The organism is Acetobacter fabarum (assembly GCF_040702925.2).
In the GTDB taxonomy this organism is placed as follows: Bacteria; Pseudomonadota; Alphaproteobacteria; order Acetobacterales; family Acetobacteraceae; genus Acetobacter; species Acetobacter fabarum_B.
Genome location: NZ_JBFCXX020000024.1, coordinates 1 through 23,905 on the forward strand (window position 1 = coordinate 1; position 23,905 = coordinate 23,905).

21 protein-coding genes and 1 pseudogene are annotated in these 23,905 nt (G+C 55.9%); 6 read left to right on the forward strand and 16 right to left on the reverse strand.

Annotation, left to right across the window (positions count from 1 at the left end; all coding sequences use genetic code 11):
• Nucleotides 1-77: 77 nt before the first annotated feature.
• The 5 genes and pseudogenes from AB2L51_RS13115 to qatA all read right to left on the reverse strand — a co-directional run.
• A pseudogene (locus AB2L51_RS13115) lies at nt 78-461 on the reverse strand (transposase family protein); the annotation flags it as partial.
• A gap of 168 nt (nt 462-629) precedes the next feature.
• The gene (gene qatD, locus AB2L51_RS13120; protein WP_003618836.1) at nt 630-1,370 is read right to left on the reverse strand and encodes a Qat anti-phage system TatD family nuclease QatD; all 741 of its coding nucleotides are present in this window, start codon (nt 1,368-1,370) and stop codon (nt 630-632) included.
• A 9-nt stretch (nt 1,371-1,379) separates the two neighbouring features.
• Nucleotides 1,380-2,726: a Qat anti-phage system QueC-like protein QatC gene (qatC, locus tag AB2L51_RS13125; RefSeq protein WP_003618835.1), complete on the reverse strand. Its 1,347-nt coding sequence runs from the start codon at nt 2,724-2,726 to the stop codon at nt 1,380-1,382.
• Nucleotides 2,723-3,598 (reverse strand): Qat anti-phage system associated protein QatB, encoded by an 876-nt coding sequence (gene qatB / locus AB2L51_RS13130; RefSeq protein ID WP_003618833.1) that lies wholly within the window; start codon nt 3,596-3,598, stop codon nt 2,723-2,725. Before qatB ends, qatC begins: the two co-directional genes overlap by 4 nt.
• Nucleotides 3,598-5,562, reverse strand: a complete 1,965-nt coding sequence (gene qatA / locus AB2L51_RS13135; protein ID WP_003618831.1) for a Qat anti-phage system ATPase QatA — start codon at nt 5,560-5,562, stop codon at nt 3,598-3,600. Before qatA ends, qatB begins: the two co-directional genes overlap by 1 nt.
• A gap of 485 nt (nt 5,563-6,047) precedes the next feature.
• On the opposite strand from qatA, the gene AB2L51_RS13140 reads away from it, so the two are divergent.
• Together AB2L51_RS13140 and AB2L51_RS13145 are read left to right on the forward strand one after the other, a co-directional pair.
• Nucleotides 6,048-7,031: a DUF1852 domain-containing protein gene (locus AB2L51_RS13140; protein WP_003618828.1), complete on the forward strand. Its 984-nt coding sequence runs from the start codon at nt 6,048-6,050 to the stop codon at nt 7,029-7,031.
• 27 nt (nt 7,032-7,058) lie between these two features.
• Complete coding sequence (locus AB2L51_RS13145) at nt 7,059-8,087, forward strand: methionine synthase (RefSeq protein WP_003618826.1); 1,029 nt, start codon at nt 7,059-7,061, stop codon at nt 8,085-8,087.
• A gap of 158 nt (nt 8,088-8,245) precedes the next feature.
• On the opposite strand, the gene AB2L51_RS13150 is transcribed toward AB2L51_RS13145, so the two are convergent.
• The 3 genes from AB2L51_RS13150 to metF form a co-directional block, all read right to left on the reverse strand.
• A complete protein-coding gene (locus AB2L51_RS13150; RefSeq protein ID WP_003618825.1) occupies nt 8,246-8,539 on the reverse strand; it encodes a hypothetical protein in 294 nt (97 codons plus the stop codon).
• A 196-nt stretch (nt 8,540-8,735) separates the two neighbouring features.
• On the reverse strand, nt 8,736-9,305 hold the full coding sequence (locus AB2L51_RS13155; protein WP_231106186.1) for an epoxyqueuosine reductase QueH: 570 nt from the start codon (nt 9,303-9,305) through the stop codon (nt 8,736-8,738).
• Nucleotides 9,306-9,309: 4 nt separating this feature from the next.
• Nucleotides 9,310-10,368: a methylenetetrahydrofolate reductase [NAD(P)H] gene (gene metF / locus AB2L51_RS13160; protein ID WP_040510584.1), complete on the reverse strand. Its 1,059-nt coding sequence runs from the start codon at nt 10,366-10,368 to the stop codon at nt 9,310-9,312.
• A 225-nt stretch (nt 10,369-10,593) separates the two neighbouring features.
• Here metF and AB2L51_RS13165 point away from each other — a divergent pair, with 225 nt between their 5' ends.
• Entirely contained in the window at nt 10,594-11,493 is a 900-nt protein-coding gene (locus AB2L51_RS13165) for a LysR family transcriptional regulator (RefSeq protein WP_040510582.1), read from the forward strand.
• A gap of 720 nt (nt 11,494-12,213) precedes the next feature.
• Nucleotides 12,214-12,696, forward strand: coding sequence for an Hsp20 family protein (locus AB2L51_RS13170; RefSeq protein WP_003618820.1), 483 nt, complete (start codon nt 12,214-12,216; stop codon nt 12,694-12,696).
• A 465-nt stretch (nt 12,697-13,161) separates the two neighbouring features.
• Here AB2L51_RS13170 and AB2L51_RS13175 read toward each other — a convergent pair whose 3' ends face one another.
• The 3 genes from AB2L51_RS13175 to AB2L51_RS13185 form a co-directional block, all read right to left on the reverse strand.
• On the reverse strand, nt 13,162-13,719 hold the full coding sequence (locus AB2L51_RS13175; protein ID WP_003618818.1) for a phosphate-starvation-inducible PsiE family protein: 558 nt from the start codon (nt 13,717-13,719) through the stop codon (nt 13,162-13,164).
• A gap of 67 nt (nt 13,720-13,786) precedes the next feature.
• Complete coding sequence (locus tag AB2L51_RS13180; protein ID WP_225578691.1) at nt 13,787-14,131, reverse strand: hypothetical protein; 345 nt, start codon at nt 14,129-14,131, stop codon at nt 13,787-13,789.
• Between the two features lie 29 nt (nt 14,132-14,160).
• On the reverse strand, nt 14,161-14,511 hold the full coding sequence (locus tag AB2L51_RS13185) for a hypothetical protein (RefSeq protein ID WP_225578690.1): 351 nt from the start codon (nt 14,509-14,511) through the stop codon (nt 14,161-14,163).
• A 304-nt stretch (nt 14,512-14,815) separates the two neighbouring features.
• On the opposite strand from AB2L51_RS13185, the gene AB2L51_RS13190 reads away from it, so the two are divergent.
• On the forward strand, nt 14,816-15,202 hold the full coding sequence (locus AB2L51_RS13190; RefSeq protein WP_040510580.1) for a hypothetical protein: 387 nt from the start codon (nt 14,816-14,818) through the stop codon (nt 15,200-15,202).
• A 337-nt stretch (nt 15,203-15,539) separates the two neighbouring features.
• Here AB2L51_RS13190 and AB2L51_RS13195 read toward each other — a convergent pair whose 3' ends face one another.
• Complete coding sequence (locus AB2L51_RS13195) at nt 15,540-16,115, reverse strand: hypothetical protein (protein WP_048858932.1); 576 nt, start codon at nt 16,113-16,115, stop codon at nt 15,540-15,542.
• A 1,258-nt stretch (nt 16,116-17,373) separates the two neighbouring features.
• On the opposite strand from AB2L51_RS13195, the gene AB2L51_RS13200 reads away from it, so the two are divergent.
• Nucleotides 17,374-17,571, forward strand: coding sequence for a hypothetical protein (locus AB2L51_RS13200; RefSeq protein WP_010516885.1), 198 nt, complete (start codon nt 17,374-17,376; stop codon nt 17,569-17,571).
• Between the two features lie 26 nt (nt 17,572-17,597).
• On the opposite strand, the gene AB2L51_RS13205 is transcribed toward AB2L51_RS13200, so the two are convergent.
• The 4 genes from AB2L51_RS13205 to AB2L51_RS13220 are packed head-to-tail and all read right to left on the reverse strand — an operon-like array spanning nt 17,598 to nt 23,848.
• A complete protein-coding gene (locus AB2L51_RS13205) occupies nt 17,598-20,732 on the reverse strand; it encodes an efflux RND transporter permease subunit (RefSeq protein ID WP_395582525.1) in 3,135 nt (1,044 codons plus the stop codon).
• Nucleotides 20,732-21,766 carry an efflux RND transporter periplasmic adaptor subunit gene (locus AB2L51_RS13210; protein WP_011251445.1) on the reverse strand — a complete coding sequence of 345 codons (1,035 nt, stop codon included), beginning with the start codon at nt 21,764-21,766 and terminating at the stop codon, nt 20,732-20,734. The genes AB2L51_RS13205 and AB2L51_RS13210 overlap by 1 nt, the downstream gene beginning before the upstream one ends.
• On the reverse strand, nt 21,763-23,205 hold the full coding sequence (locus tag AB2L51_RS13215; protein ID WP_019088956.1) for a TolC family protein: 1,443 nt from the start codon (nt 23,203-23,205) through the stop codon (nt 21,763-21,765). The genes AB2L51_RS13210 and AB2L51_RS13215 overlap by 4 nt, the downstream gene beginning before the upstream one ends.
• A complete protein-coding gene (locus AB2L51_RS13220) occupies nt 23,198-23,848 on the reverse strand; it encodes a cation efflux transmembrane domain-containing protein (protein WP_010516881.1) in 651 nt (216 codons plus the stop codon). The genes AB2L51_RS13215 and AB2L51_RS13220 overlap by 8 nt, the downstream gene beginning before the upstream one ends.
• Between the last annotated feature and the right edge of the window lie 57 nt (nt 23,849-23,905).

Here is a 23,905-nt window from a genome sequence, read left to right on the forward strand (position 1 = left end):
AGTGTGAAGGCATGGGTCAAATCTCGATGAAAATTTCCGCCCTACCCGGGTCAGTTCTCAGTGAAAATCAACAAGCGCTTGAAGTGCTGCCGTTTTGGCTTGTCTCCTTCGACATCAGGCAGGCGTGAAATCCCGTGACGCTGAAGACAGCGATGCAGGGCCGAGCGTGTCAGATGTGGAATGGTGGCCTGCAATGCGTAAAGGCAATCATCCAACGGCAGTAAGCTATGCCGACGGAAGGCCACGATCATCGCTTCGTCAGTCTCGGACAGAACCGTTGAGCGCGGCGCTTTGGGACCTGTCTTCTGATCCTCGACAGTCTGACGCTTCCGCCATTTCGCCACCGTTTTCGGGTTGATCCCGAACGCCTCGCTCAGCGCCGCGAGCGAAGCCTGCGATCGCTGTATTGCTGCTCGCACGGCGTGCGTGGTCGTGGCGCTCCCATGACGTATCTGTCCCATAATGCTTCCTTCCACTCGCGTGAAAATATCACACCATCAAACCCCGGGACTAAACATCTAGGCTAGCCGAGACGGATGGATTTGCAACAGACAGGTTCCAGCGCAAGCCGGGATATGGTGCCGTTAACCGTGTCTTCACCACCGCCAGAGGGCGAAGCGAGCAGATCGTCAGAAGAGAAGCTTCCTGAGATTGGCGTAGATCAGGGCCTTAGTCTCGGTTTCGTCCAATCCTAGCAAAGCGGCCAGTGGAGCGAGTGCCCGCCCCGCATCTGTAGGCTCAGCCGCACGATCCCCTACCTTAGTAAACGGACCGTCCGTTTCGGTCAGGAGACATTCACGCGGCAGGGATCGCAGAAATGCCGTTTTACCTTCCTTGGCGAGCATCTGTTCGTTGATCGAGAAATAGCACCCGAGATCGGCCGCACGGCGTGCTTCCGCTGCCGAGCCCGTGAACCAGTGTAGCACCACCTTCCCGCGATCGGACGGCATGTGAGCCTCGACCATATCGAGGACGATCTTCGCCGACCGTACGCTATGGACCGACAGGATCTTGTTACCGGCTTCGGCACAAGCTTCCAGTACGTGGGCGAAGACCTTCTTTTGCACGTCGAACGAGCTATAGTACCGAGGTCCCGCATCGAGGCCGACTTCGCCGACATAGCGCGTCTCGGGCAGCAACCTCTCCCATAAGCCTATCTCGGCTGCCCTTTCGCCCACAAGCTGAGGATGGAGGCCGAGGCCCGCGCGCACATATTTCGTCGCTCCCGTCACTTCCGCGTTCCGCCGCCACGCCTTAGGCGTCGTCGTCACCGTGAGGGTGAAGACGCCTGCGCGTTCGCAACGCTCGACCGCGCGCTCGAAATCTGGATACAGGTCGAGGTGACAATGGAAATCTACGAGATTGCTCATCCCCGCCCTCTACCTCGGACGCGTGCGAACGCCATCCAGCAATCGCCCGACTTCCTCCAGACCACGCGCGTAGACCCCTGCCATGCGGCCTTGGTCATCCAGATCATGGTCGTAGAGGGGGCCGGGTTTATGGATGAGGATCTTCGCCAGGTCGGGTCGGTCGCGGAGCCGCGCGATCGCCAACTGAAACGAGCGGACCTGTACGCCTTCTGCTTCCGCGCTGTTCAGCGGGCGCTGGCGCAGGTCCTCGAGGAAGTACCTCGTCGGATCGCCGTCCGGCATCGATGCCCGCCGGATGAGGCACGGAACGCAGTATCCGCAATGTCCTTGAGCATAGCCCGCCCACCGCAGTTTCGCGGGGGACGAACAGGAGATCGATTTGTCGGCGATCGTCATGAGGAACGGCTTGTCCGCGCAAGCGTCGACCATCTCGCCCTTGGTCATCGCCCAATAAGGGTTTGACAGTGACCCATCGATGCCGAGCGCGGCGATGATCTCGCGCCAGCGCGCCATATAGAATGGGTGTGTCGTTCGGGTACTAAGTGCCCCGAGACGTAGCGGATCGAGCGGTACGTTAAGCGCGATAAGGCCATTTTCGGGCACTTTGAGGTCGAATGGCCGACGCAGCGCCGTTCCGGCCGCAACACCGAAGGCGAAGAACAGAAACGATCGCGCCCTAGTCGACGTCTCCGATCCGACGCCTTCTGCCAAGTCATGCGCGAAGACCATCGGCAGCCTCACCCATTCGAAACGACGCTGCGGGAATTTCGCCTTGAGCGCCGCGTGGCAAAGATACTGCGCTTTGCTCCCCGCACCTTCGCCAGCATGGCTCACCAGCAGGGGCCGCTCATCGGCCGCGAGGCTATCGATGGCGCCGATCAAGCTATCGAGGCCGCCCGAGAAGAGGTTCACACCCCCGAGATCCGTATTGAGCAGCGGCGCGTCGCCACCGAGCCTTCCCTTGCCCACTGGCCGGGTGCGGAACTCAATCTCCCATCGGTCGCCGCTCAGGAAGCCTAATGCGCGGTCGATCACCGGTCGTGCCCTTTCCCACGCGGCGACGTCACTGACTGGCAACGAGATGCGTATCTCGCGGGTCCAGCCGTCCTGGGCTTCGGTCGCGCGAGCGATCCGCGTATCCGCCGCGTAGACGAGGGCGCCAAGCGCCAGCAGGTCGATGCCGATCTCATTGGGGACCAGATCGAACTTGCGCAGCTCATTGAGCGCCGTCTGTACCCCATAGGCCATCCCGCCTGCGTTCAGGAGCTGGACGTCGGATCGGACTTCGTCGATCCGCGTCAAGACAGTAGGGTCGTCCGTGGGTCCCAATTTGCCGACGAGGAGATGACGCTTCATCGTGCCGCCTCCGCATCGCCCATCGCTTGGAGGATCTGGAAGGCATCCTCGTAGACCGATGTCACGAAACCGTTGATCTGGTCGGGTGAAAGCGTCTGGATGTTACTACCGGAACGCGCCACTGCGTCGGTTACGCCGCGCTGGATGAAATCGTGCAGCATATCCTCGACCTTCTGGGCTGCCGCCGGGTTCGCGGGCAAGGCCACCGCCTTGGTCCCGATGTCATTGCAGATGCGGGCTTCGATCGTGTGCGCCACATAAAGCTCAAAGACCGTTGTCATCTGCTCGGAGGTCAAACCATCGATGTCAGTGATGCCGGCTTCGGCTAGGTCGGCGATCGTCTCTATGAAAGCGTTGCGCGCGATGCCTTGATCTATCGACCCATCTTCCGGACAGACATAGTCCGCCAGCCCCGCGAACACTTCCTCGATAGGACGTCCGGCGAGCGCGGTGAGATTAAGCTCCCGCAAGGTCTCTGCGATCCCGTTGGCCTGCACCGATTGCAGCATCCGGACCACGTTGCCGCCGGACGCGCGAGCGGTGCCCATCCGCTGCGCTGCGCGGCGCGGGCTCCCCATGGACGAGCGCACATAACCTGATACCGCCCGGCCCAGACTGCGCCGATCGGTGCCGCCAGAACGCGCAAACGTCGTGAAATTGGCGCGCGGGGCCGTGAAGCGACCTGCTGCACCCGGTGGCGGGAGTGGCGGCGCGGCGGGCGCAGGTTCGCCATCACCGCTGTTGCCATCGGCACCATCCTGCCCATCGCCTGCGTCATCACCGGCCCCACCGTCCCGGTCGCTGTCGTCGACGAAGGTGGGCACCAGCGGGCGATCGTTATTGGGGCCGTCGAAGGTCGAGGACGTGCCCATCAGCCCTTCGCCCTCGTCCGCAGAGCGGCGGTCGCGCTCGCGGCCAGCGCCGGATTGTCGGTAGCCTTGCTCCATCGCTCCAGCAGAGTCTGGAAGCGCCGTCTTTCGGCGTCTTCGGTGATCACCTCCGACCAACCCGCGACGATCCAGGGACCGCTTGAGGCGGGCAGCGTTCCGAGCATGTCCAAGAGAGCCGACTGAAGGTGCGGTTGCGTACGCACGAGGATCGTCGCGCCGTCGATGCCGGCGGGTGGCCGCGAGAAATCACCCGCACCTAGGATTCGCCGACGCACATAATCGAAGACGAGCGAGGCTTCGGGCTTTGCGAGCGCCCGCAGTTCCGCATCCATTCCCGAGACGGCCATGCGACGGCCCATCAGCCGTTCGACGACCGCCGCCAGCGGGCCGAGGGCGGAGGCTGCTGCGAGATAGTCCTTCCGGTCCTTGGTGACGAACAGATACGGACGCAAATCAACATTGCTCAAGGGCGGCTGAAGCTTCGCCCACGCCTTGATGACGTCCGACGCCTGCCATTGTGTCAGGACCGGATTTTCGACCGTCGCAGGCTCGGGGGCGGCGACAGCCTTGGGGGGCACGACTTTCTTCCCTTCCCCGCCTGCCACAAGTGGTGCAGGGGCCCGAGCCGTTTCGGGTTTGGAACCTTCCTCGAGGACAGCGAGGTCTTTGCAACGACCATCGGGATCGTTCGCCGACGCGAGGCCGATCTCGTCGAACAACGTGGGGATGAACCGTTCCGCTAGCATGAGCTTGGCCAGCACCGGCAATTTGACCGCAGCCCCGAAGCCTCGCGCGTCCGCCGTCCGCTCGCGGAGCAGCAAGCTGTTGAGGAATCGCTTGATCTGCCGCGGATTGCCGGACGTCCCACTAGCCAGCAGCGGCACGATCTGTTCGGTCAGCACGAGATCGTCCGCAACATCCTTCGCGCGCGCACCGAGCGCAGCTTGGACCGCGGCACCATCGAACCCCGTCGGATCCCATGGGCGCTTCAGCGCCTCGCGCGCCACCGCCACCAACGCCTTGAATTGCGCGTCTTCGTCACCGAGCCGTGCGCCCACGAGGAGCAAGGTCACATAGATATGCGTCTCAACCCCGCCGAGCGCCGGGATGCGAAACGGGATCTGGATGAGCTTCTCGAGATAATTGCGCGCATAATCACGCGGACCGGTGGTATCCGGTAAGTCGGGGAAGTGCTTACGCACCGAATATTCGATCATCGCCTCGTCCGCCGCGATGACGAAGGCGGTGCGGTCCATCATCACGAACAAGCGCATCGCTTCAAGCGTCTCGATCGCCGGCTCGGGCAGGCAGCGGTCGAGATCGTCGATCAGGACGACCAACTGCTTCAGTCCAGCGCGATTTAGCAGTTCATCGAATGCCTTACGGAATTCCTCGACTTCCTGCGGGACCCGCCGACTTTCCTTCTCCTTCAATAACCCTTCGGCACCTTCTATGACCTTGTTTATCTGCTCCTTGTCGGCATACTTGGCCGGGTCCGCGAAGAAGCCTTTCACCATGCCGACGACCGCGCCGACATGATCGGGACTGGGCAAACCCGACATCGCGGTGAACGCGAGCCCACCGCCCATCCGCGCTACCTTGAGCCAGTCAATGCGCTTGACGACATCCTTGACGGCATCGGCTGCCTTCGTCGTCAGCGACCTCTTCTCGATCAGCTGCGTGACCACGCCTTCAATCAGCGCGATCTTCGCATCCTCTAATCCCTGGAACCGCCATGCGTTGAACTTAATGCACAGCGTCTCATCATGATCGGCGAACGACGCTTCGATCATCTCCAGCACGCTTGATTTGCCCGCTCCCCAGTCACCGTGGACACCAACGGTGACGGCGCGCTCGGGATCTTCGGTAATGAGGCCGACAATAGTCTTGGCGATCGCATCGTTGTTCAGCAGATCGAAAGTGGTCTCGTTGTCCGCAAGCAGCATTTATTCCCCCGAGAGAGACGGTTTGGGCCAGCCGTCTCCGAAAGCTATCCTGCATCTTGCGATGACTAGATCAAGGGGTGTCGGTATTAAAGCCAAGAGGAACCAGGCAACTGCCTGATGAAAATTGGCCGTGCGAAGGACATGCACCGAAGGCAAAAGGCCGCTTCCGCCCTCATCCCGGACATGCCAGGCAGTTGGGAGAGTTGCCCAAAAGCCGACATGACTATTGCATATCTCTATCGCCACTTTGGGCGGAAAAAGTCCTAATTGTAGGCGCCTGAACAGCAGGCTTATTCCGATAATAAACTATGAATGATATCTATATTTTTATGAATTAAAATCATTTTTGTTCACGGTTTTATTCGGGCATAAAGCGATCACGATAACGATTGCAGCCTGTGAACGTCAGAAACCAAAACGAGAGACTTCCTGTCTACCGTTTGGTCTGGTTCTGGTTTTTTCGGGAAAAGAGAAGTAGAACCACAATGATTCAGGATTCAACATTCAGTATTCATCGACTTCGCTTCGATGAGACCTATCATCCATCTGACCGGACGCGTCTCACGACCAATTTTGCCAATCTGGCGAGAGGGGAAAGCCGTCAGGAAAATCTACGTAATGTCATCAGAATGATTGACAATCGTTTCAATGAACTGGCGCATTGGGATAACCCCACGAGAGACCGTTATTCCATTGAACTGGAAATTGTCTCTGTAGAGATGGATCTCGCTTTTGCTGGAAAAAATGACAGTTTTCCTCTGATTGAAGTATTGTACACAACGATTGTCGATAAAAAGGAAAATAGGCGTATAGAAGGTCTCGCAGGGAACAGCTTTTCCTCATATGTGAGAGATTATGATTTCAGCGTGCTGCTGCCGAAATATAATAAAGACAAGACAGAATTCAGCGTTCCTCACAATTACGGAGATCTGCATGGCAATCTCTTTAAAAGTGTTATAAATTCCGCCGCATATAAAAAGAACTTCAAAAAACGTCCTTTGATATGCCTCAGTGTTTCTACCAACCGGACCTATCATCGGACAGAAAATCAGCACCCTATTCTGGGTGTTGAATACCAGCAGCGTGAATTCTCACTCACGGACGAATATTTTGCAAAAATGGGGATGAAGGTTCGCTATTTCATGCCCTCCAACAGTGCAGCTCCGCTGGCGTTCTATTTTTTCGGTGATCTGCTGTCTGATTACTCCACGCTTGAACTTATCAGCACCATCAGCACGATGGAGTCCTTTCAGAAGGTTTACCGCCCTGAAATCTACAACGCCAATGCCTCGGCAGCCGATTGTTACAAGCCCAGTCTGAAGCACCAGGATTATTCAAATACCCTCATTATCTATGACCGGGAGGAACGCACTCAGCTGGCAACGGCACAGGGGAAGTATACGGAAGAGAATTTCAGCGAACCTTACTACGATGTTCTTGAGCAGTGGTCTGCCAGCTACGCCGCCTGATCAATCAGAAATGCAGGATCAATTCTTATGAAAACGCTACTCCCGACCTCCACAGCCGGCAGCCTGCCCAAGCCGTCCTGGCTCGCCAAACCGGAGACCCTCTGGTCTCCCTGGAAATTGCACGGCGAGGAACTGATCGAAGGTAAACAGGATGCGTTGCGCCTGACGTTGGACGATCAGGACCGGGCCGGTATTGATATCGTCAGCGATGGCGAACAGACGCGTCAGCATTTCGTCACAACATTTATCGAGCATCTCAGCGGCGTCGACTTTGAGAACCGTCAGACGGTTAAAATTCGCAACCGTTACGATGCCAGTGTGCCATCAGTTGTCGGTGCTGTGGCACGCGAGAAGCCTGTCTTTGTCGAGGATGCGAAGTTTTTACGCGCACTGACGAAGAAACCGATCAAATGGGCTCTCCCCGGCCCGATGACCATGATCGACACGCTCTATGACGGCCACTACAAAAGCCGCGAAAAGCTGGCGTGGGAATTTGCCAGGATCCTCAATCAGGAAGCGAGAGAGCTGGAAGCGGCTGGCGTCGATATCATCCAGTTTGATGAGCCTGCCTTCAATGTGTTCTTCGATGAGGTGAATGACTGGGGCATCGCCACATTGGAAAAGGCCATTGAAGGCCTTAAATGCGAAACCGCCGTCCATATCTGCTATGGCTATGGTATCAAAGCCAATATCGACTGGAAAAACGCGCTGGGGGAAGAGTGGCGTCAGTATGAGGAAATCTTTCCCAAGATTCAAAAATCCAATATCGATCTTGTCTCTCTGGAATGTCAGAATTCCCGTGTTCCGATGGATCTGATCGAACTCATTCGCGGGAAAAAAGTGATGGTCGGCGCCATTGACGTTGCCACAAAAACCATTGAGACACCCGAAAAAGTCGCTGATATCTTGCGAAAAGCGCTTCAGTTTGTCGATGCCGACAAGCTTTATCCCTGCACGAACTGCGGCATGGCGCCTTTGCCGCGTGACGTGGCACGAGGCAAGCTCAATGCTCTGGGGGCAGGTGCGGAAATCGTTCGTAAAGAACTCTCGACCTGACAGACTGCCGTAGGTGGATTCCAAAAGAGGGAGAGAAGTAGAGACGACCATGTCGATACGCTCTCCCTTGGGCAAGCAGGATACGATTCAGCTTCTCCATGACGTCAGGGTTTCGGGGGAGATCAACAGTCTTGCAACATCGTCCGCACTGTAAAACGTCAGCGAAAAGCGTCCTGAAGCCTGGCAGGGGTGAGGGGGCGTGTGCCGATGTCTTGCATCGTTATGATCAGCCGTTCGACATCTCTTGCCGTATCGGCCATGGGGCGGGAAGCGCCGAGCACATGGCTGAACCGGCGCAAACGCTTGCGGCACTCTCCCCGTCGACAGCCGACGATTTTGTGAGTTTCCGAGAGGAAATCGACAAAACGGGATATCTGTTCTCCTTTGGACAGCACCGGGCGATCAGGCATTTGAAGATAGCGCATGATGTCTGCGGCAAGGGTCTGTGGCATGGTGCGCGTCAAAGCCTGAGCCGCATTTCATCCGGCTCAACGAAACCAGGGCACCACGCAACACGGGCATCCGAACGGGCTTTCGTCATCAGGATCGTCGCAGGCCAGAGATGGACCGGCCCGATGACGAGCCTGGTGGTTCAGCCTCGGCACAATCGTCGTAGTGTCGGAAAACGCCTCGTCGTCCTGCGGCGTGTTATGAGGCGTCATCGTTCGTTCCATAATACAGCTTGCCAAGTTCGATCGCCGGGCGGCCCTGGCTGCGACGATGGGCGTTGGTATCCCGCAGCGAATAGGCGCAACCGCAATATTCCTGCTGGTAGAAGCGCTCCTGCTTGCTGATCTCGATCATCCGGGCGGAGCCTCCCCCTTTGCGCCAGTTGAAATCCCAGTAGGACAGCCCGTCATAGGGAGATACGGCGCGTTGCCCGCACTCGTTGATCTGCGCCATGTTCTTCCATCGTGAAATACCGAGCGAACTCGTCATGACCGGGAAATCATGCTCATGGGCGTAGAGTGCGGTCCGCTCGAAGCGCATGTCGAAGCACATGGTGCATCGTACGCCACGTTCCGGCTCCCATTCCATGCCTTTCGCCCGGGCGAACCAGTTATCCTTGTCGTAATCAGCGTCGATAAAAGGAACATCATGTTTTTCGGCAAACCGGATGTTTTCGTCCTTGCGGAGGAGATACTCCCGCTCGGGGTGGATGTTCGGGTTGTAGAAGAAGATCGTGTAGTCGATGCCCGATGCCGTCATCGCCTCCATCACCTCACCCGAACATGGTGCGCAGCATGAATGGAGAAGCACCTTCCTCTGTCCGCCCGGCGGTGTCAGAATTTGTCTCGGCTTCTCGTTCATCACTTGTCTCTTCCTGTTCCGGATAGTCTGCCACATGATCCAATATGGAACGGCCGATCTCCTGCAGTCCGAGGATATGGGCGATTGCATAAGTCGGGTCCGCACGATTCAACGTGGAGATATGAAATTCGTTGATACCGTTGGCCTGCAAGGTTCGGATCTGCTCCACCGCCACAATACTGGCGACGATGCGCCGGAGTTCCGGGTTTTCGTCGGTGTCTTCAAACAGACGCCTGAGCCAGGCTGGCACCGCGACCCCACAAAGCGCCGAGAAGCGTGCCACCTGCTCGTAATTCGAGACCGGCATGATGCCCGGAATGATGGGCGCGTTGATACCAGCGGACTGACACCGGTCAAGGAAGCGCAGGCAGGTCGAAGCGTCAAAGAAATATTGCGTGATGGCGCGTGTGGCCCCCGCATCAAGCTTACTTTTGAGATTGTCGAGATCGGCTTCAGGGCTAAGGGCTGCCGGATGCGTTTCCGGGTAGGCAGCGACGGAGATGTCAAAATCGGCGATACGACGTAACCCCGCGACGAGATCGCGGGCATAGGCATAACCACCCGGATGCGGAGTGTAGTCCGCTGTTCCCGCTGGTGGATCGCCGCGCAGTGCCACGATGTGCCTGATCCCTGCTTCCCAATAGCTGCGGGCGATAGCGTCGACTTCTTCCCGTGTCGCACCGACACATGTCAGATGGGCAGCCGGTACGAGGTCAGTCTCACGTCTGAGGCGCAACACCGTCGCATAAGTGCTGGCCTGAGTGCTTCCGCCCGCACCATAGGTCACGGACGCGAAGCACGGCGAGAGCGGTGCAAGGCGCCGGATGCATTGCCATAACCGCTGCTCCATAGGTTCTGTTCTTGGCGGGACGAATTCAAAGGAAAGCGCAGGTGGCGGCATGTCGCAGCTGCACGACAGCAGGTTGCCGATCCGTTCCTCCGAGACCAATCCGTTCAATCTGTCTGTCATGTCAGTTGCAGGGAAACACAATCTCCGGCTCGTTCCCTGCATGTCTCATGCTGGCGATCGAATTTGTATTCAGATTCAGAGCACAAGAGGCCACGATTATCGGTCGGGATCATAGAAAGCTATCCGAAAGAATCCTGTAAACCATCACGATAAAAGTTTATGTAAGTGAACTGAAATGATATGTTTTTATAATTATATGAATTTCGTGCATTCGAGAGGTAAGTCATGAGTGTTCTGGAGCGCAGTCATCTGACAATTATTCGGGAAGTCGCGCGAGAAGGCTCATTGACGGCCGCAGGAATGCGTCTGAACCTGACCCAGCCGGCGCTCAGCCATGCCATCCGCAAGATTGAACAGCAGCTTGGCGTCAAGATATGGCGCCGTGAGGGACGTTCCCTTGTGCTCAACCAGGCAGGCGAATGGCTGCTTTCTCTGGCGAACCGTCTGCTTCCTCAATTTGAGCTCGCGGAAAGCCGCCTTGAGCAGTTCGCAAATGGCGGGCGTGGCACACTCCGCATCGGCATGGAGTGTCATCCCTGCTATCAGTGGCTTCTGAAGGTGGTCTCCCCTTATTTGGAGAGGTGGCCCAAAGTTGATGTGGATGTGCGGCAGAAGTTCCAGTTTGGCGGTATTGGTGCGTTGTTCAGCAATGAAATCGATATCGTGGTCACGCCTGATCCGCTTTACAAACCTGGCCTGAAATTCACGCCGGTATTCGATTATGAACTTGTTCTGGCCGTTGGCCCTGGACATCCTCTGCGGAATGAGAAGTTTGTCTTGCCGGAGCAACTTGCGGGCGAAACATTGATCACCTATCCCGTTCCATCCGAGCGGTTGGATATCTATACACAGTTTCTGCAGCCTGCTGGTATTGGTCCGCGGCATCAGAAACAAATTGAAACCACTGATATCATGCTGGTGATGGTGGCACATGGACGGGGCGTTGCAGCACTTCCTCGCTGGCTTGTGGAAGAGTACGCTTCCCGCTTTGATCTTTATCCTGTGAAGCTTGGCAAGAAAGGCATTGCAAAACAGATATTTCTTGGTTGCCGCGAAACTGATGAAGAGATTCGATACCTGCAAGATTTTATCGAATTCGCCGCTTCACCTGATTCAGACACTTAAGTATTGCCTTCGAAATCCACATATAGAACCTACTTGTTTTTTTACAATGTCCGGTTTCTCTGTTTTCCTTTCGATACCGGACCTTCCGTATTCCCCCTGAACGGTCAGTCCGCTCAGTGATATAGAAGCGGACCTGCTGCTTACGCCTTCATCCCGGACATACAAGCCCCCATTCGCCAAGCTCCTAAGCGGACAGTCCGCAATCACCATGAGCTGATGGAGTTTCCTCCCACCCGAGTGCATTCTCCGCTCGGCTGCATAAAAGCAGCCCCTTCTGAGAACGTATCATAGAACAAGACATGTCAGATGGGGTGGAAGGCCTCCTTGCGGCATTGATGTGCCATACCGGCGGTTGATAAACCTTCTGAAGGAGACCGCCCACCCCAACTGACAGCTAGCGGCGCGACCACGACTGGTGGTCGAACGACAATTGGTGGTCCAGCATAAATCCACGGCCAGACCTCCGCCGGAGCGGCACTCAGCATGGTCGCGGCGAATGCCGCGGCTAGCAACTTCCATCCGATGCTATCAGGCATTGTTCTGGTCCACTCTGAACACGCGAACGATTGAGGACGCCCAAACCTGCCTTTCTGCATTTTTGATACCTCTTGACACCATGCACGGAGTGCCCAGATTGAATCTGCCGGCCGCCAAAGGGGTCGGCAGACAGAACTATCAGTTTTGATCTTGTGTCCATGTTGCTCAAAGGAGGATATGGCTATGAGAGCCACCGTTGATTTTGCTCCCCTGTTCCGTTCGAGCGTGGGCTTTGACAGAATGCTCAACGCCCTTGATCTCGCCAGCCGGATTCCAGCGGTCGATAACTGGCCGCCTTACGATATCGTCAAGACCGGTGAGGATGATTACCGGATCGACATGGCGGTTGCCGGACTTGCCGAGGCCGACCTTACGATCACACAGGAGCGCAATACTCTTGTCGTGACAGGACGAAAGGCGCCGGAGCCGCAAAGCGCCGCCGAATATCTCCATCGGGGTATTGCGGGCAGAGAATTCGAACGCCGCTTCGATCTGGCCGAGCATATGAAAGTCACCGATGCGCACTTCGAGAACGGACTTCTGTCCATTACTCTGAAACGTGAGATACCCGAAGCGATGAAGCCGCGTCGTATCGCGATTACGTCCTCTACAGCACGTGCGGAGGAAGCCGTGCCCCAGATTGAGGCGCGGAAAGAGGCAGCCTGATGGCGTGACGAAAACTCTCCCCCGGCCATTCATCCGGCCGGGGGAGAATCTCGAAAGGTCATGAGCATGAAGAGGATGAAAATATCTCTGTCGTGCGCTGCTCTGGGCTTGTCTCTACTGAGCCAGTCGGGCGCACATGCTGGTGATATTGTCCGGACGACTGCAACATCGTTCGATGCGAGGGCGACTGAGGGAACGTCCACAATCCCCAAAACTGGGGCTCGCACTCATTACGAAGACGGCACGGGTGATATGCTGGTCGACAGCTTGAACGCAAGCCAGTTGGATCAGAACTACAAGGGGCCGGTCTATTATCCCGGACAACCCATTCCGCCGTTCCGGCCCATCGACACAGATCATCTGGCACCGTCAGGGCCAGAGACGCCGGAGAAGACGTCCTCATCGCACGGGACGTAGTGGGGATTGAGTAAAGGCGGCGTTATAGACCGCCTTTACCTCGATTCTTCAGGATGAAGACCCTTCAGGCTCACAGCGGGCCGCAGGATTATCTTCGAGATGCGCCTGTTCCCTGGCATCGCGCGCGACACGCGCATCCTGCTCGCGGACCAGCCAGTAGACGATGCCCAGCGCCAGAACAGCCGCCGAGAGAGCGAACAGTTCCATGGCAGTCACATCATGCAGATCCAGCAGGATGAATTTGCGGGCAATCGCCAGGAGGGCGATCAGGACGATGGTCCGCACCCGGATGACGTTCTCATGCTGGGCAAGAACGACCAGCAGGGAGTGTTTGAACTCAAGAGCGATGATAACAGTAAAGATCGCGCCAAAAATCGCCTGGAAGATCGTCTGGTTGATCGGATCGATTCCGACATCGACGACCAGATGCCATACCGCGCCGATCAGATGAATCGTCGCGATGGCGGTGACCAGCATGATGAGCGCAATCAGGGTCAGAATGATCGCCTGTTCAAAACGCTCGTAGAATGTCAGGCCCCTGAACAGCTTGATGAAGCGGGACCAGTCCCTGCTCTGCCAGGAACGTTTCATGGAGAGGTCTTCCATAGCCGTTTTCCCATCTATGAATTGAGTTATAGTTCCTACGTCGTGGCCCTTCCGGCGCACATCCGGTTCAAAGCCGCTGCCAGCGTGGCAGGCGACAGGACAATGTTCTGGCATGGTCTCGCACGGCCTTTGGCAAGATCGATGTCAGCTGGTTTTCGAGGTCTCCCAACGACCAGCCCAAGGCCTTGGCCATGTGCGTGCGGTCGGCGACAGGCAGGAGTTTTCGGACCACGGCGACGGTCGTCGCTTCCGGGTCTGACGCGGTTCTCCAGCGAGAAACCCGATCGTTAATCCGGTGGTCGGCCGCCCGACGCATGAGGCCGTCATATCCCTGGTTTTTTTCCTGGTCGCCGAGATAGTCGGCCAGCAGGACCGCCAGCTCTGTACCGATCCGAACGGTCGGAAGCGACATAATTCTGTTCGGCCTGTCCGTGTGAAGAGTCATGATGCAGTCCTCAGGCTGGCGCGCGTGTCGCCCGAGGTCAGAGCCGTCGCATCCAGAGGGCTGACGCTCAAGCCCGAAACAGTGGCGGTGACGTCGACATGCACGGACCCGAACAGATGCAGGAGAGCGGCCTGAGGCGTATAGGCGCCCTTGACGGCTGCGGAGGTCCGACCGTCTATAAGGATCGGGTCGACAAGGACCGGGCACCCTGACTGGCGGCCTAATATCTCGATGGCGCGGGCCAGTGGCATGGATGGAATATTCACCGGCTGCTTTTCTGTCTCGCACGACAGCACATCATGCGGCGCATGAGCCGATGCCTGCGAGGCCATTCCGACCAGCAGCATGAGGACGAGACCGACAGCGAGGTGTGGTCTCTCCCTCTGCCGAAGGCGCCGAGGTTGCTTGGCCGTCTGTTCCGCTCGCTCGGTCTCTCCGGCGGAATGCGACCAAACTGGCCTCCTCGTCCCAAGTGAACGGGGCACCGGGGGATGGTTATTCCAATAGTGCTGAAGTGCCTTCAGGTTGAGAAAATGGATAAAACTCGACATCTCCCTGTTCTCTCTGCTTTCGACCTCACCTTCAGAGACGCGGGGCCTCCGATGGAAGGCCCCGCTCCACCCTCTCATTCGTGCGGTCGTTCCAGAAAAGATGGCGCTTCCGCTCGGAGAAGGCGTTTCTGATCTACCCGGCGCGGTCAGTGCCTTACGCCGCGACCGGAACTGGCGGTACGGCTCTTGCCCGCATGGGGAGACGGAACGCGAGATCAGAAGCCAGGGGATCACACCCGGCAGGGGCGACCGCGCCCGCCTGGACCTGGCGTTCCAGCGTGGAGCGAAGTCTGATCCCCGGTATACCGGTATGGGCCACCAGAGACGTCAGCGTCACGCCACGTCCGTCATGACCGAGGCGGCGGAGCACGGAGAGGACACGCGGAGCGAGCGGATCGTCTCCGAAAAGGGGGCGCGTTACCATGATACGCCTCCCTCCAGTCGGTTGCGCCATCTCCGGGCGGCTGTACGCAAGGAGCGGCGATAGCGGGAATAAAGTCCTTTCAGTGTCGACATCCACATCCTCCGATTAAAGCAACATGGACTTCAGTTGTCTGGCTCACAGAGCCTATGCCGGACCCGATGGCTTCCAGCGAAAGCAAGATTGGAAGAGATGCTTGCCTCGTCAAGGGGACACGAAATGCAGATCCTTTTTCATGGATAATTTTATTATTTATATTTGTATTTATTTTTTGTGGCGGTGTTGCGGACGGAAATTACAGGGGTTTTGTTGATATTCGTTAAACATCATGGCGATGATCACAGAAAATCAATATATTTTCCTTCTATGATGGTGGCCCGGGGTTTTCCGGCCACCACCTGTTTTAGAGAGCGCTTCCAGCGCGTCCGTTTGTCGGGACTTCCATCCGCGTCTCGACGGCGGGCGTCAGAGCCGTGGAAACAGTCTTTTGACCTCCGGGATTGTCAACTGCCGTCGGCGCGGGGAGCGTCGCACAGGACTTGCTTCCGGTGCGTGACACATGAACGATTGGCGCCGCCTGACCGTTTGATGTGATCGTGATCGTCTGCGTACAGGCGGTGGGTCCACCGGTGCTGACCGCCTCGAAACGCTGCCAGGACATGCTCTGTTTCGGGAGGTCATGACCAACAGCTGGAACGGCGCGCAGGACGCCGTCCAGCCGCGAGCCCAATGTCCGATCGACCGCCTCCATGAGAGCCATATTGCGTGCCATCATGCGATCAACGGCCTCGAACATGATGTCGATATCAGGCATTGCCGCTGTCGTTGCGATGCCCTGGACCGGGACCAGGATACCGACCTGGTGTCCCCGTGCATCAACGACGCGCAACGTATCCTGAGCCTGCGCAGGCAGGGCAGCCGCGCCGCAGGCCAGTGTAGCAACAAAGACGCCAGCCTGAAACATACGAGAAAAATGCATTTTGGAATCCTCCGTGTCTGTTAAGCAGTGTCGGACGACGGCAGGAATATGGGCTGGGTAAATAGCGCCAGCAAGAGGTGGAGGAAGACTACATTGATCGTCTGATCCGGATATGAGCGTGTATAGGCGTCCACACCAGAGGGATCCGGATCGGTCCACACCGTCTCGTCGCATTCGCAGTCCGGGCTACCGACCCTTCGGCTTACGGCCGCCACAGACGATGTCATCACCGCGCGCTCCACACCACTCCGGATCGCCGCACGCAGCACCCGTCGCCCTCTTCTCGATGGCCAGCCTATAAGGACGGGCAACGTCGAGCACATGCGCTGCAGGCCAGAAATTGCTCCCATCTCCCACATAGGCGCAGGTCCCATTTGCACGAAAAATCTCGATCAGCGGTGTGATGAGCCCCTGCTTTGCCCTCTCGTGAACCTGGGGAAGCCGCACCACCGAAGCGCGGATAGAGACGATATGCGCGATCGTGCAGTGGCAATGTCAGTAACGTTTTGGTCTGCCACGTCCTTGGCTGATTGAGTTTTCGCATGTGCAGCATGGACGGATCTCAGGTATTACGGCGACCAATTCTCCAATGTGGATGGTCGTTGTCAGGGAGTCCAGCCAGATCAGGATCGATCATCTCACGATCCGCAACCCGGCCTCGTGCAGCAGACTGTCTCGATGACCGATCCCGTTGCTCCAGTAACATCAACGACCCCGCATATTCATGATGTGACCATAACAGATCTGACTGCGATAAATGCCAAGACAGCCGGCGTTGGGTTAGGTTTGCCCGAGGCAGCGATTGAGGGGATGTACTTGAGACATGTTCGGTTATCGGCCCAGAAAGGCCTTCAGCTTAGTCATGTTAGCGGACGTTCCTTTGGAGGCACGCTCACAGTCCAGACGCCTCCACTTCTTCAGTGTGGATCTGCTGTGCACATGGAGGGATCAGGCCTGTGCTGTCCGGATGAGAGACGCGTTCATGAATGGGTTTTTACTCGACATAATTGACCGTCTGTCGACTCAGAAAAAACAAAGCAGACAGGCGGCAGTCGCCTCATGTCGGACATAAAAGTGGGTTGGCTCGCCTTTCGCATAACGGACATAGTCCGCGCAGTCCCCCGCTATCACTTGGAGCCGAGAGTGGGGTGATCGTTATGGGAAATAACCAGCAAGAATACAGGCGCTTAGGTTGGCCGTAGCAAGACACGCCCGAAGCCACTGGGCAGGGAGTATAAATCATTTGGATCGGGCAACGATGCTTTCGGTTTTCGGCCTTGACACGATGATGTTCGGTGCGGGCGGCAATCCAGATTTTCTGGACAGCGTCAAGATTCATGAAGGCAATTCCGAACCCAACCAGAAGGTCGAGCCAGACCGAATGGTGGCCGAGCGTGATACGGAAGCAGTTTTCATTCTGGGTTCTATTGGCATATCGGACATAATCTTCAAGTAGTTCTGTGCAGCAGTGGCCCATACCTGTCACTTGAACAAGGTTTCCGGAACTCCCGTTTCGTTTTCAGAAAAACTACCAAATTTGACAGCAAGAATAGGCAAAACAAACAGGTTAAGTATCATTGATGTCATGAGCCCTCCAAGAATGACAGCTGCCATAGGTCCTTCGATTTCCCGCCCAGGCGCATTCATATCAACAGCCAGAGGCGCCAGTCCAAGCGCCGTAACGAGCGATGTCATGAGTACGGGGACGACGCGGTCTCTGGCCCCCCGGAGCGCTGTTGTTACTCCCCATGTGAGATGTTCCCGCTCGACCAAAGTCTCAAAATGCGAAATCATCATCACCGAATTCCGAAGCGTAATCCCGAATAGAGTAACGAAGCCGACTGTTGCCCCAAGAGTTAGCGTTGTGCCGGAAACAATGATTGCCAGAATGCCGCCGACAAATGCGAAGGGAAGATTGACGAGTATCAGAGCGAGATTGCGCCATCCTTGTGTGATTATTGAGAGCAGAATCATGACCGCTATGGCAGCGAGCCCGGAATTTATAAACAGTTCCTTGCGTGATTGTGATTCAGCTTCCGCTGCGGATGTAAATTGAACGTAGGTTCCAAGAGGCAGTTTGATATTTTTTGCTATAGCCGTGCGTGCGTCCTGAACGAAAGATTGAGCTGATCGTCCTGTAACATTTGCGGTGACAGTCTGTGTTCTCTGTGCTCCCAGATGTGACACCTGATAGCGACCGTTCGTCTCATATATGTCTGCGACAGCGCGGAGTGGTACGTAGTTTCCGTGAACAGTATGCAGTGGCAGGAAGCCGACAGACGCAACATCATTACGACTTGCGTCATCAAGACGAACCATAACATTAAAAGCCGCAGAACGCTCGTATATCTGCCCCACGGTTTCACCCTGCCAGGCTGTATGGATGGATCGGAGTACATCCGCCGACCGAAGCCCCCAGCGCTCCAGATCAGCAGGGCGTAGCCGAATAGCAAGTTCCGGAACACCAGGGGGTGCTTCTATCCGGACATCTGTTGCGCCATGTATCTGATGCAACATGCGGACAATATTATTTGCCTGGATATCCAATACATCCAGATCATCGCCAATAATATTGATTGCCACAGCCGAAGACGAACCAGAAAGGGTTTCGTTTACGCGCATCGTCAAAAAACTACTGACAGAAAAACTGGCCCCAACGAACCCGTCAAGCGCTTTGCGAACGCGGGCATCAATCTGTCGGGAAGCCTTCCCATCCACCTGATTCAAATCAACCTCAAACTCGCTGGTATGTGGTCCAGACGTGTCCTCATCCAGCGAGGCGCGTCCGACTCTCTGAGCAACCGAACGGATTTCGGGAAGCTGACGAAGTTTTTCTGTAACCTGTCTACCTAATTTCAGAGACTGTTCCAGGGAAGTCCCCGGAGCAGCCGTCATATGAATGATAAGGTGACCTTCCTTGAAATCAGGAATGAAATCGCTTTCAAGGAATGGAAGGGCCGCAAACCCTATCAAGGTGGTCAGGATCATCCCGCCTATAACAAATCGGGGATGGCGCATTAATCTGGCCAGAAGACGTTCATAAGCTCTGGCGGTCCATCCTGCCAGGGGGGGCTCTCTCCGGGTTTCTCCAGGCGTCGCCAAGAGCCATGCGCAGAGTGCAGGTACAACGGTTACAGCAGCGGCAAGAGAAGCCATGACCGCAAGAACATAAGCTGTTGCCAGTGGAGCAAACAGTCGTCCCGAAAGTCCGGGAAGGGCGATGACAGGCAAGAAAACGATAATGACAGCAAAGGTCGCGTAAACCACTGCACTGCGGACTTCAACGCATGCATCGAGTACGACGCGCGCTGTAGATGCGGGCTGGACCAGAAGCCGGTTTTCACGCAATCGGCGTGTAACATTTTCGACCCCGATCACGGCGTCATCCACGACCTCGCCGATGGCGATAGCAAGCCCCCCCAGGGTCATGGCATTCAAAGTAACCCCGAGTGTCTCCAGCAACGACAGGGCTATCAGAATAGCCAAAGGTATGGTGGCGCAACAGATTGCAGCGGTTCGCAGGTCAAAAAGGAAAAGAAAGATTACGACAACCACCAGAAAACCGCCCAGAAGCAATGCTTGTGTGGCATTCCCCAATGCGGTCGTAATGAAATTGGCGGGTCGGAACAGGTCAGCATGCAATGTAATCCCCTGTCCCTGCAATTGCGGGCGGAAATCGGTAAGTGCCGCCTCGATTTCCCGGGTCACAGCCATCGTATTGGCACCGTACTGTTCCCATATATTAACCACAATGCCTGTCTTTCCCTCGATACTGGCCGCGCCGAAGGCGGGAATAGGGGCTTCAGTTACAGTGGCAATACTGCCCAGTGTGACAGCACCATTATCAGAGCGGACAATCACAGTGCGGGCCAGACTTTCTGGCGTCAGGGCCTGACCGTCAGACTGAAGAACGACTCTTTGGTTCGGGGTATCAATAAAGCCGGCCCCCTGTATGCCAGTTGCTTCCTGGGCAGCCGCAAGGACGTCATCAAGTCCGATATGATGCAAGATGAGTTGGTCTGGATGTACCTGTATCTGGAGTGACCGACGCTCCCCGCCAAACACACTGACTCCAGCCACACCAGGCAACGCCAGCAGACGCGGCCTTAATGACCAGTCAGTAAGCGTGCGCAACTGCATGAGGGACTGTTGTTCCGACGTCAGACCAATCACCAGTACCAGACCGGCGGATGAGGTCAGTGGCGTCATAGTCGGAGCATGAACACCGGCTGGCAATTGCTGTGCAACAACATTCATTTGTTCCCCGACCAGTTGCCGGGCGCGATAAATATCGGTCGATGTCGCAAACAGGACGTTGACGACTGACAGTCCCTGAATCGAAGTCGATTGCACGCGCTGAATACCCGGGAGGCCGGTCAGGGCAATTTCCATTGGGCGACTAACCAATGTTTCGACCTGTTCCGGCGTAAAACCAGCGGCTTCGGTCTGGATCGTGACCCGTGGCGGAATGAATTCCGGAAACACATCATAGCTGGCATGTCTCAAGCCATACAGGCCATAGAAGAACAACAGACATGCGGTTGCGATAACCACGCCCCGGAAGCGGATCGAAAACCCGATAATAGCTGCCTGAAGGCTGAAAGAACGTCCCGTCATCAGTCGTCATCGTCTCCTGATTCAAGCTGAGCTCGGAATTCTTCAGACAGAAGTAATTGCGTACCCTCTACGACGATTTGCGTTTCGTGTGTGATTTGTCCTGGAGTATCTTGGATCAGGTAGCCACCTTCTCGGTCCGGCACGTCGGTCGTAAGGGGTAGGCGTGTAAATTTTCCGTGTCCGTTATCACGGTATATCCACGACTTACCTTGCAGCCAGATAATAGCTGATGCAGGTATCCGGATACCGGGACGTTCCTCTTCGGTAGGCAGGAGAACGGAAACATTCATGCCCGCGACAAGCTGACTTTCAGCCGACGCAAAATAGAAAAAGCTACGCCCCTGAATAGCAGGATCGGTCATGGTTACAGGAGACAAATAGTGGAGCATTGTCCCGTGTCCACCCGTGTTTCCATAATCGGTCACATCCGCCTGACTTGGTGGGGTTGGTAGATCCGTATCTGGTGGAAGGGTCACCTTGACCAAGACCACTTGTTGTTGAAGTAACTGTGTAATGAAAATTGTATTTTTTTCGGTAGCGTCAGATATGACCGAACCAAATTGCTGTCTGATAATATTAAGTGCGTTATTCACCCGGACCTGTTCTGCTTTTACCATAGCTGAGTTGGACTGAAATCTGGCTGTTGTCTCCTGGAATTGTTCCTGAGAGATATTCTGCCGGTCGCGATACAGTCCTTTGTCACGATCGAGTTTCGCACGGGCAAGCGTCTGCTGTGCCTGCATGCTCTCCAGCCGCGCTTTCATGTCAGCATAATCACTAACAAGAGTGATAAGTTGTGTTGCGTTCAGAACGTAACCATAGGCGGGAACCAACTTTCTCCAAGGCACGATGCTGGGTCGTGCAGAAGCGATGCCACTCTTCGTAACTGCTTCCGGGGAGACCGTCACGGTCGCCTCTGCGCCAAGAACCGAAACTGGTGGATCATCATCATCTGCAATAGCAATGTCCGCCACGTTTAGAACTAGGAAGACAGAAAGACCTACAAGAGGCAGCCAGAAGGCCCTCGCTTTCATGGTGAGTTCCTTTGGTTATTTTCAAGCAGGCCGGAAACCTGCGCGGCACTGGTGTGATCAAAAATGGGCTGCTGCATGCCATCTTCGATCTGACCTATGGCTTGCCGTTGCTGAATTTCTGCTTCAAGAAGAGCGGTCTCTGCTTGAATCTGCTCTATATGAGTCATAACCATCGTTGGTCGGTCGATTGCGCCTGACTGAAGGCGGTGCTGCATCTGGTTCAGCCTTACCCGTACGGTTTTGGCAAGTTCATCCGCCTGTAGCAGAATTGATGTCGTGCCGCGGTAATTGGCCGTAGCCTGCGAGATGGACTTAAACACCGTGTTCTCTGCACGCCGGAGACGAGCCGCCGCCTCATGCTCCTGCCCAACAGCTTCAGCTATGGGGCCTTCGTTCTGATTGAAAATCGGAATTTGCAGAGAGGGATTTACCTCAAAGCGATTTGAAATATCCCAGTTATAGGCGGGACTGATGGTGACATCGGGATAGCGTCGGGAAACTTCGACCCGTAGAGCCTGTCGGGCGGCGTCATAAGACGCAAGAAGTTCCCGCAGATCCGCGCGTTGCATTACGGCTTGGTATCTCATGTCCTGTGAATCGCGGTATTCCATGAGGTCGGGACAGACATCAAATGCTTTTGTATCAAGAGCAATGGAATCAAGTGCTTCGGCAGGAACCCCGATTGCTCCTGCCAGAGCTGCCTTACGGACGGCATACTCGCGCCGCAGATCACTGACAGACAACTCGGCATGGATCATTTCCGTCCGTACCTGCGATATTTCGAGAGCGGATGCTCGCCCCTGATCAAAACGTGCCTGTTCCAGGGTAAAGAGTTCGCGTTTAGCTGCCGCAGTCTCTTCCACAAGCTTGAGGCGCCCGGATACAGCCCAGACGCCGAGAAGAGCAGACCGCGTGTCGCTGCGTAGTTTCCATGCAGTATTGATGACTTCCCATTGCGCGACGGCAGCCCGATATCTGGCTTCTTTGATACGGTGATAACGCCTGCCGAAAAATTCGATCAGTATTGACGCGCCGTAGCCGACGTAATGAGCCGATGGGCCACCCAGCACCGTGAAACTGGGATTGGGCAGTTGACCGGCTGTCTTGATTCCAGCGCGAGCCGTTTCCAGTTCAGCTTTAGCTACAAGGATATCGGGATGAAAATACAAGGTAGCAAGCGTCAGGCGAGTGATGCCCCATGCGTTTTCCTGACTCGATACGTTTGGTCCGAGAACTTTTGTAATGAATTCTTGCAATCCGGCATCCGTAAATTGACGGCTGGAAAATTTCTGGACATCTGATTCCGGCGAAATATTTGAGTGATCACTATTTGTACAGCCACAGAGCAGGGGAAAAATCAGGAGAATGAATGCCGCATTATAGCGTGTGCGTCTCCTTACCTGCTTAATATATTCTAGAGTATTATATGATTTATACATTGATATGTCGTGATATATCTGATTTGTTATCTGTTAGTTCTACTCTCGATTGTCGCATAATCTGCACACCTCCACTAATACCAAGCATCGCAAGGATGGCAGCTACCGCAATATCCGGCCACGCAGAACGAGTGCCAAACACGCCCAGAGCTGCCAGCACAACGGCAACATTTCCGATCGCATCATTACGAGAGCAGATCCATACAGAACGGCGGTTGGCATCACCTTTCCGGTGTGTCCATAATATGAGGGCACAGGCCAGATTGACCGCGAGGGCAAGCAGACCAATGCCGCCCATTGCGTCTGGGTGAGGCGGATGGTTGCTGTTCATTACTATCCACCCAGCATTGGCCATTACCCATAGCCCAGCCATGAACAGGGTCAGGCCTTTCAGAAAGGCCGCGCCAGCTCGCCATCGCAATGCCATTCCGGCAACACTGAGGCTTATTGCGTAGTTGGCGCTGTCGCCAAGGAAATCAATCGCGTCCGCCTGTACGGATGCAGATCCAACCGACACGCCAGCCCCAGCTTCAACGGCAAACATGCTGGCATTGAGAAAAAGCGCGATCAGGAGCGCTCTCCGCCATGATTTATTGATTGGTAGCGGCGTATCTGTGCATCCACCACAGCATCCTCCTGCCATCCAGTGCCTCCCTGACGAATCATCTGTTTTAATGTATGCTCCCTGTAGCAACTACAG

Bases quoted from the DNA above. Each gene is read 5' to 3' on its own strand.
- AB2L51_RS13155 (WP_231106186.1), bottom strand. From the start codon at position 9,305: ATGGAGGCGATGACGGCATCGGGCATCGACTACACGATCTTCTTCTAC.
- qatD (WP_003618836.1), bottom strand. From the start codon at position 1,370: ATGAGCAATCTCGTAGATTTCCATTGTCACCTCGACCTGTATCCAGAT.
- metF (WP_040510584.1), bottom strand. From the start codon at position 10,368: ATGACAGACAGATTGAACGGATTGGTCTCGGAGGAACGGATCGGCAAC.
- AB2L51_RS13145 (WP_003618826.1), top strand. From the start codon at position 7,059: ATGAAAACGCTACTCCCGACCTCCACAGCCGGCAGCCTGCCCAAGCCG.
- AB2L51_RS13195 (WP_048858932.1), bottom strand. From the start codon at position 16,115: ATGCATTTTTCTCGTATGTTTCAGGCTGGCGTCTTTGTTGCTACACTG.
- AB2L51_RS13190 (WP_040510580.1), top strand. From the start codon at position 14,816: ATGGCGCTTCCGCTCGGAGAAGGCGTTTCTGATCTACCCGGCGCGGTC.
- AB2L51_RS13205 (WP_395582525.1), bottom strand. From the start codon at position 20,732: ATGACGGGACGTTCTTTCAGCCTTCAGGCAGCTATTATCGGGTTTTCG.
- AB2L51_RS13140 (WP_003618828.1), top strand. From the start codon at position 6,048: ATGATTCAGGATTCAACATTCAGTATTCATCGACTTCGCTTCGATGAG.
- AB2L51_RS13210 (WP_011251445.1), bottom strand. From the start codon at position 21,766: ATGAAAGCGAGGGCCTTCTGGCTGCCTCTTGTAGGTCTTTCTGTCTTC.
- AB2L51_RS13170 (WP_003618820.1), top strand. From the start codon at position 12,214: ATGAGAGCCACCGTTGATTTTGCTCCCCTGTTCCGTTCGAGCGTGGGC.
- AB2L51_RS13180 (WP_225578691.1), bottom strand. From the start codon at position 14,131: ATGTCGCTTCCGACCGTTCGGATCGGTACAGAGCTGGCGGTCCTGCTG.
- AB2L51_RS13215 (WP_019088956.1), bottom strand. From the start codon at position 23,205: ATGTATAAATCATATAATACTCTAGAATATATTAAGCAGGTAAGGAGA.
- AB2L51_RS13150 (WP_003618825.1), bottom strand. From the start codon at position 8,539: ATGCCACAGACCCTTGCCGCAGACATCATGCGCTATCTTCAAATGCCT.
- AB2L51_RS13165 (WP_040510582.1), top strand. From the start codon at position 10,594: ATGAGTGTTCTGGAGCGCAGTCATCTGACAATTATTCGGGAAGTCGCG.
- AB2L51_RS13220 (WP_010516881.1), bottom strand. From the start codon at position 23,848: ATGGCAGGAGGATGCTGTGGTGGATGCACAGATACGCCGCTACCAATC.
- qatA (WP_003618831.1), bottom strand. From the start codon at position 5,562: ATGCTGCTTGCGGACAACGAGACCACTTTCGATCTGCTGAACAACGAT.
- AB2L51_RS13175 (WP_003618818.1), bottom strand. From the start codon at position 13,719: ATGGAAGACCTCTCCATGAAACGTTCCTGGCAGAGCAGGGACTGGTCC.
- qatC (WP_003618835.1), bottom strand. From the start codon at position 2,726: ATGAAGCGTCATCTCCTCGTCGGCAAATTGGGACCCACGGACGACCCT.
- AB2L51_RS13200 (WP_010516885.1), top strand. From the start codon at position 17,374: ATGCTTTCGGTTTTCGGCCTTGACACGATGATGTTCGGTGCGGGCGGC.
- qatB (WP_003618833.1), bottom strand. From the start codon at position 3,598: ATGGGCACGTCCTCGACCTTCGACGGCCCCAATAACGATCGCCCGCTG.
- AB2L51_RS13185 (WP_225578690.1), bottom strand. From the start codon at position 14,511: ATGCTGCTGGTCGGAATGGCCTCGCAGGCATCGGCTCATGCGCCGCAT.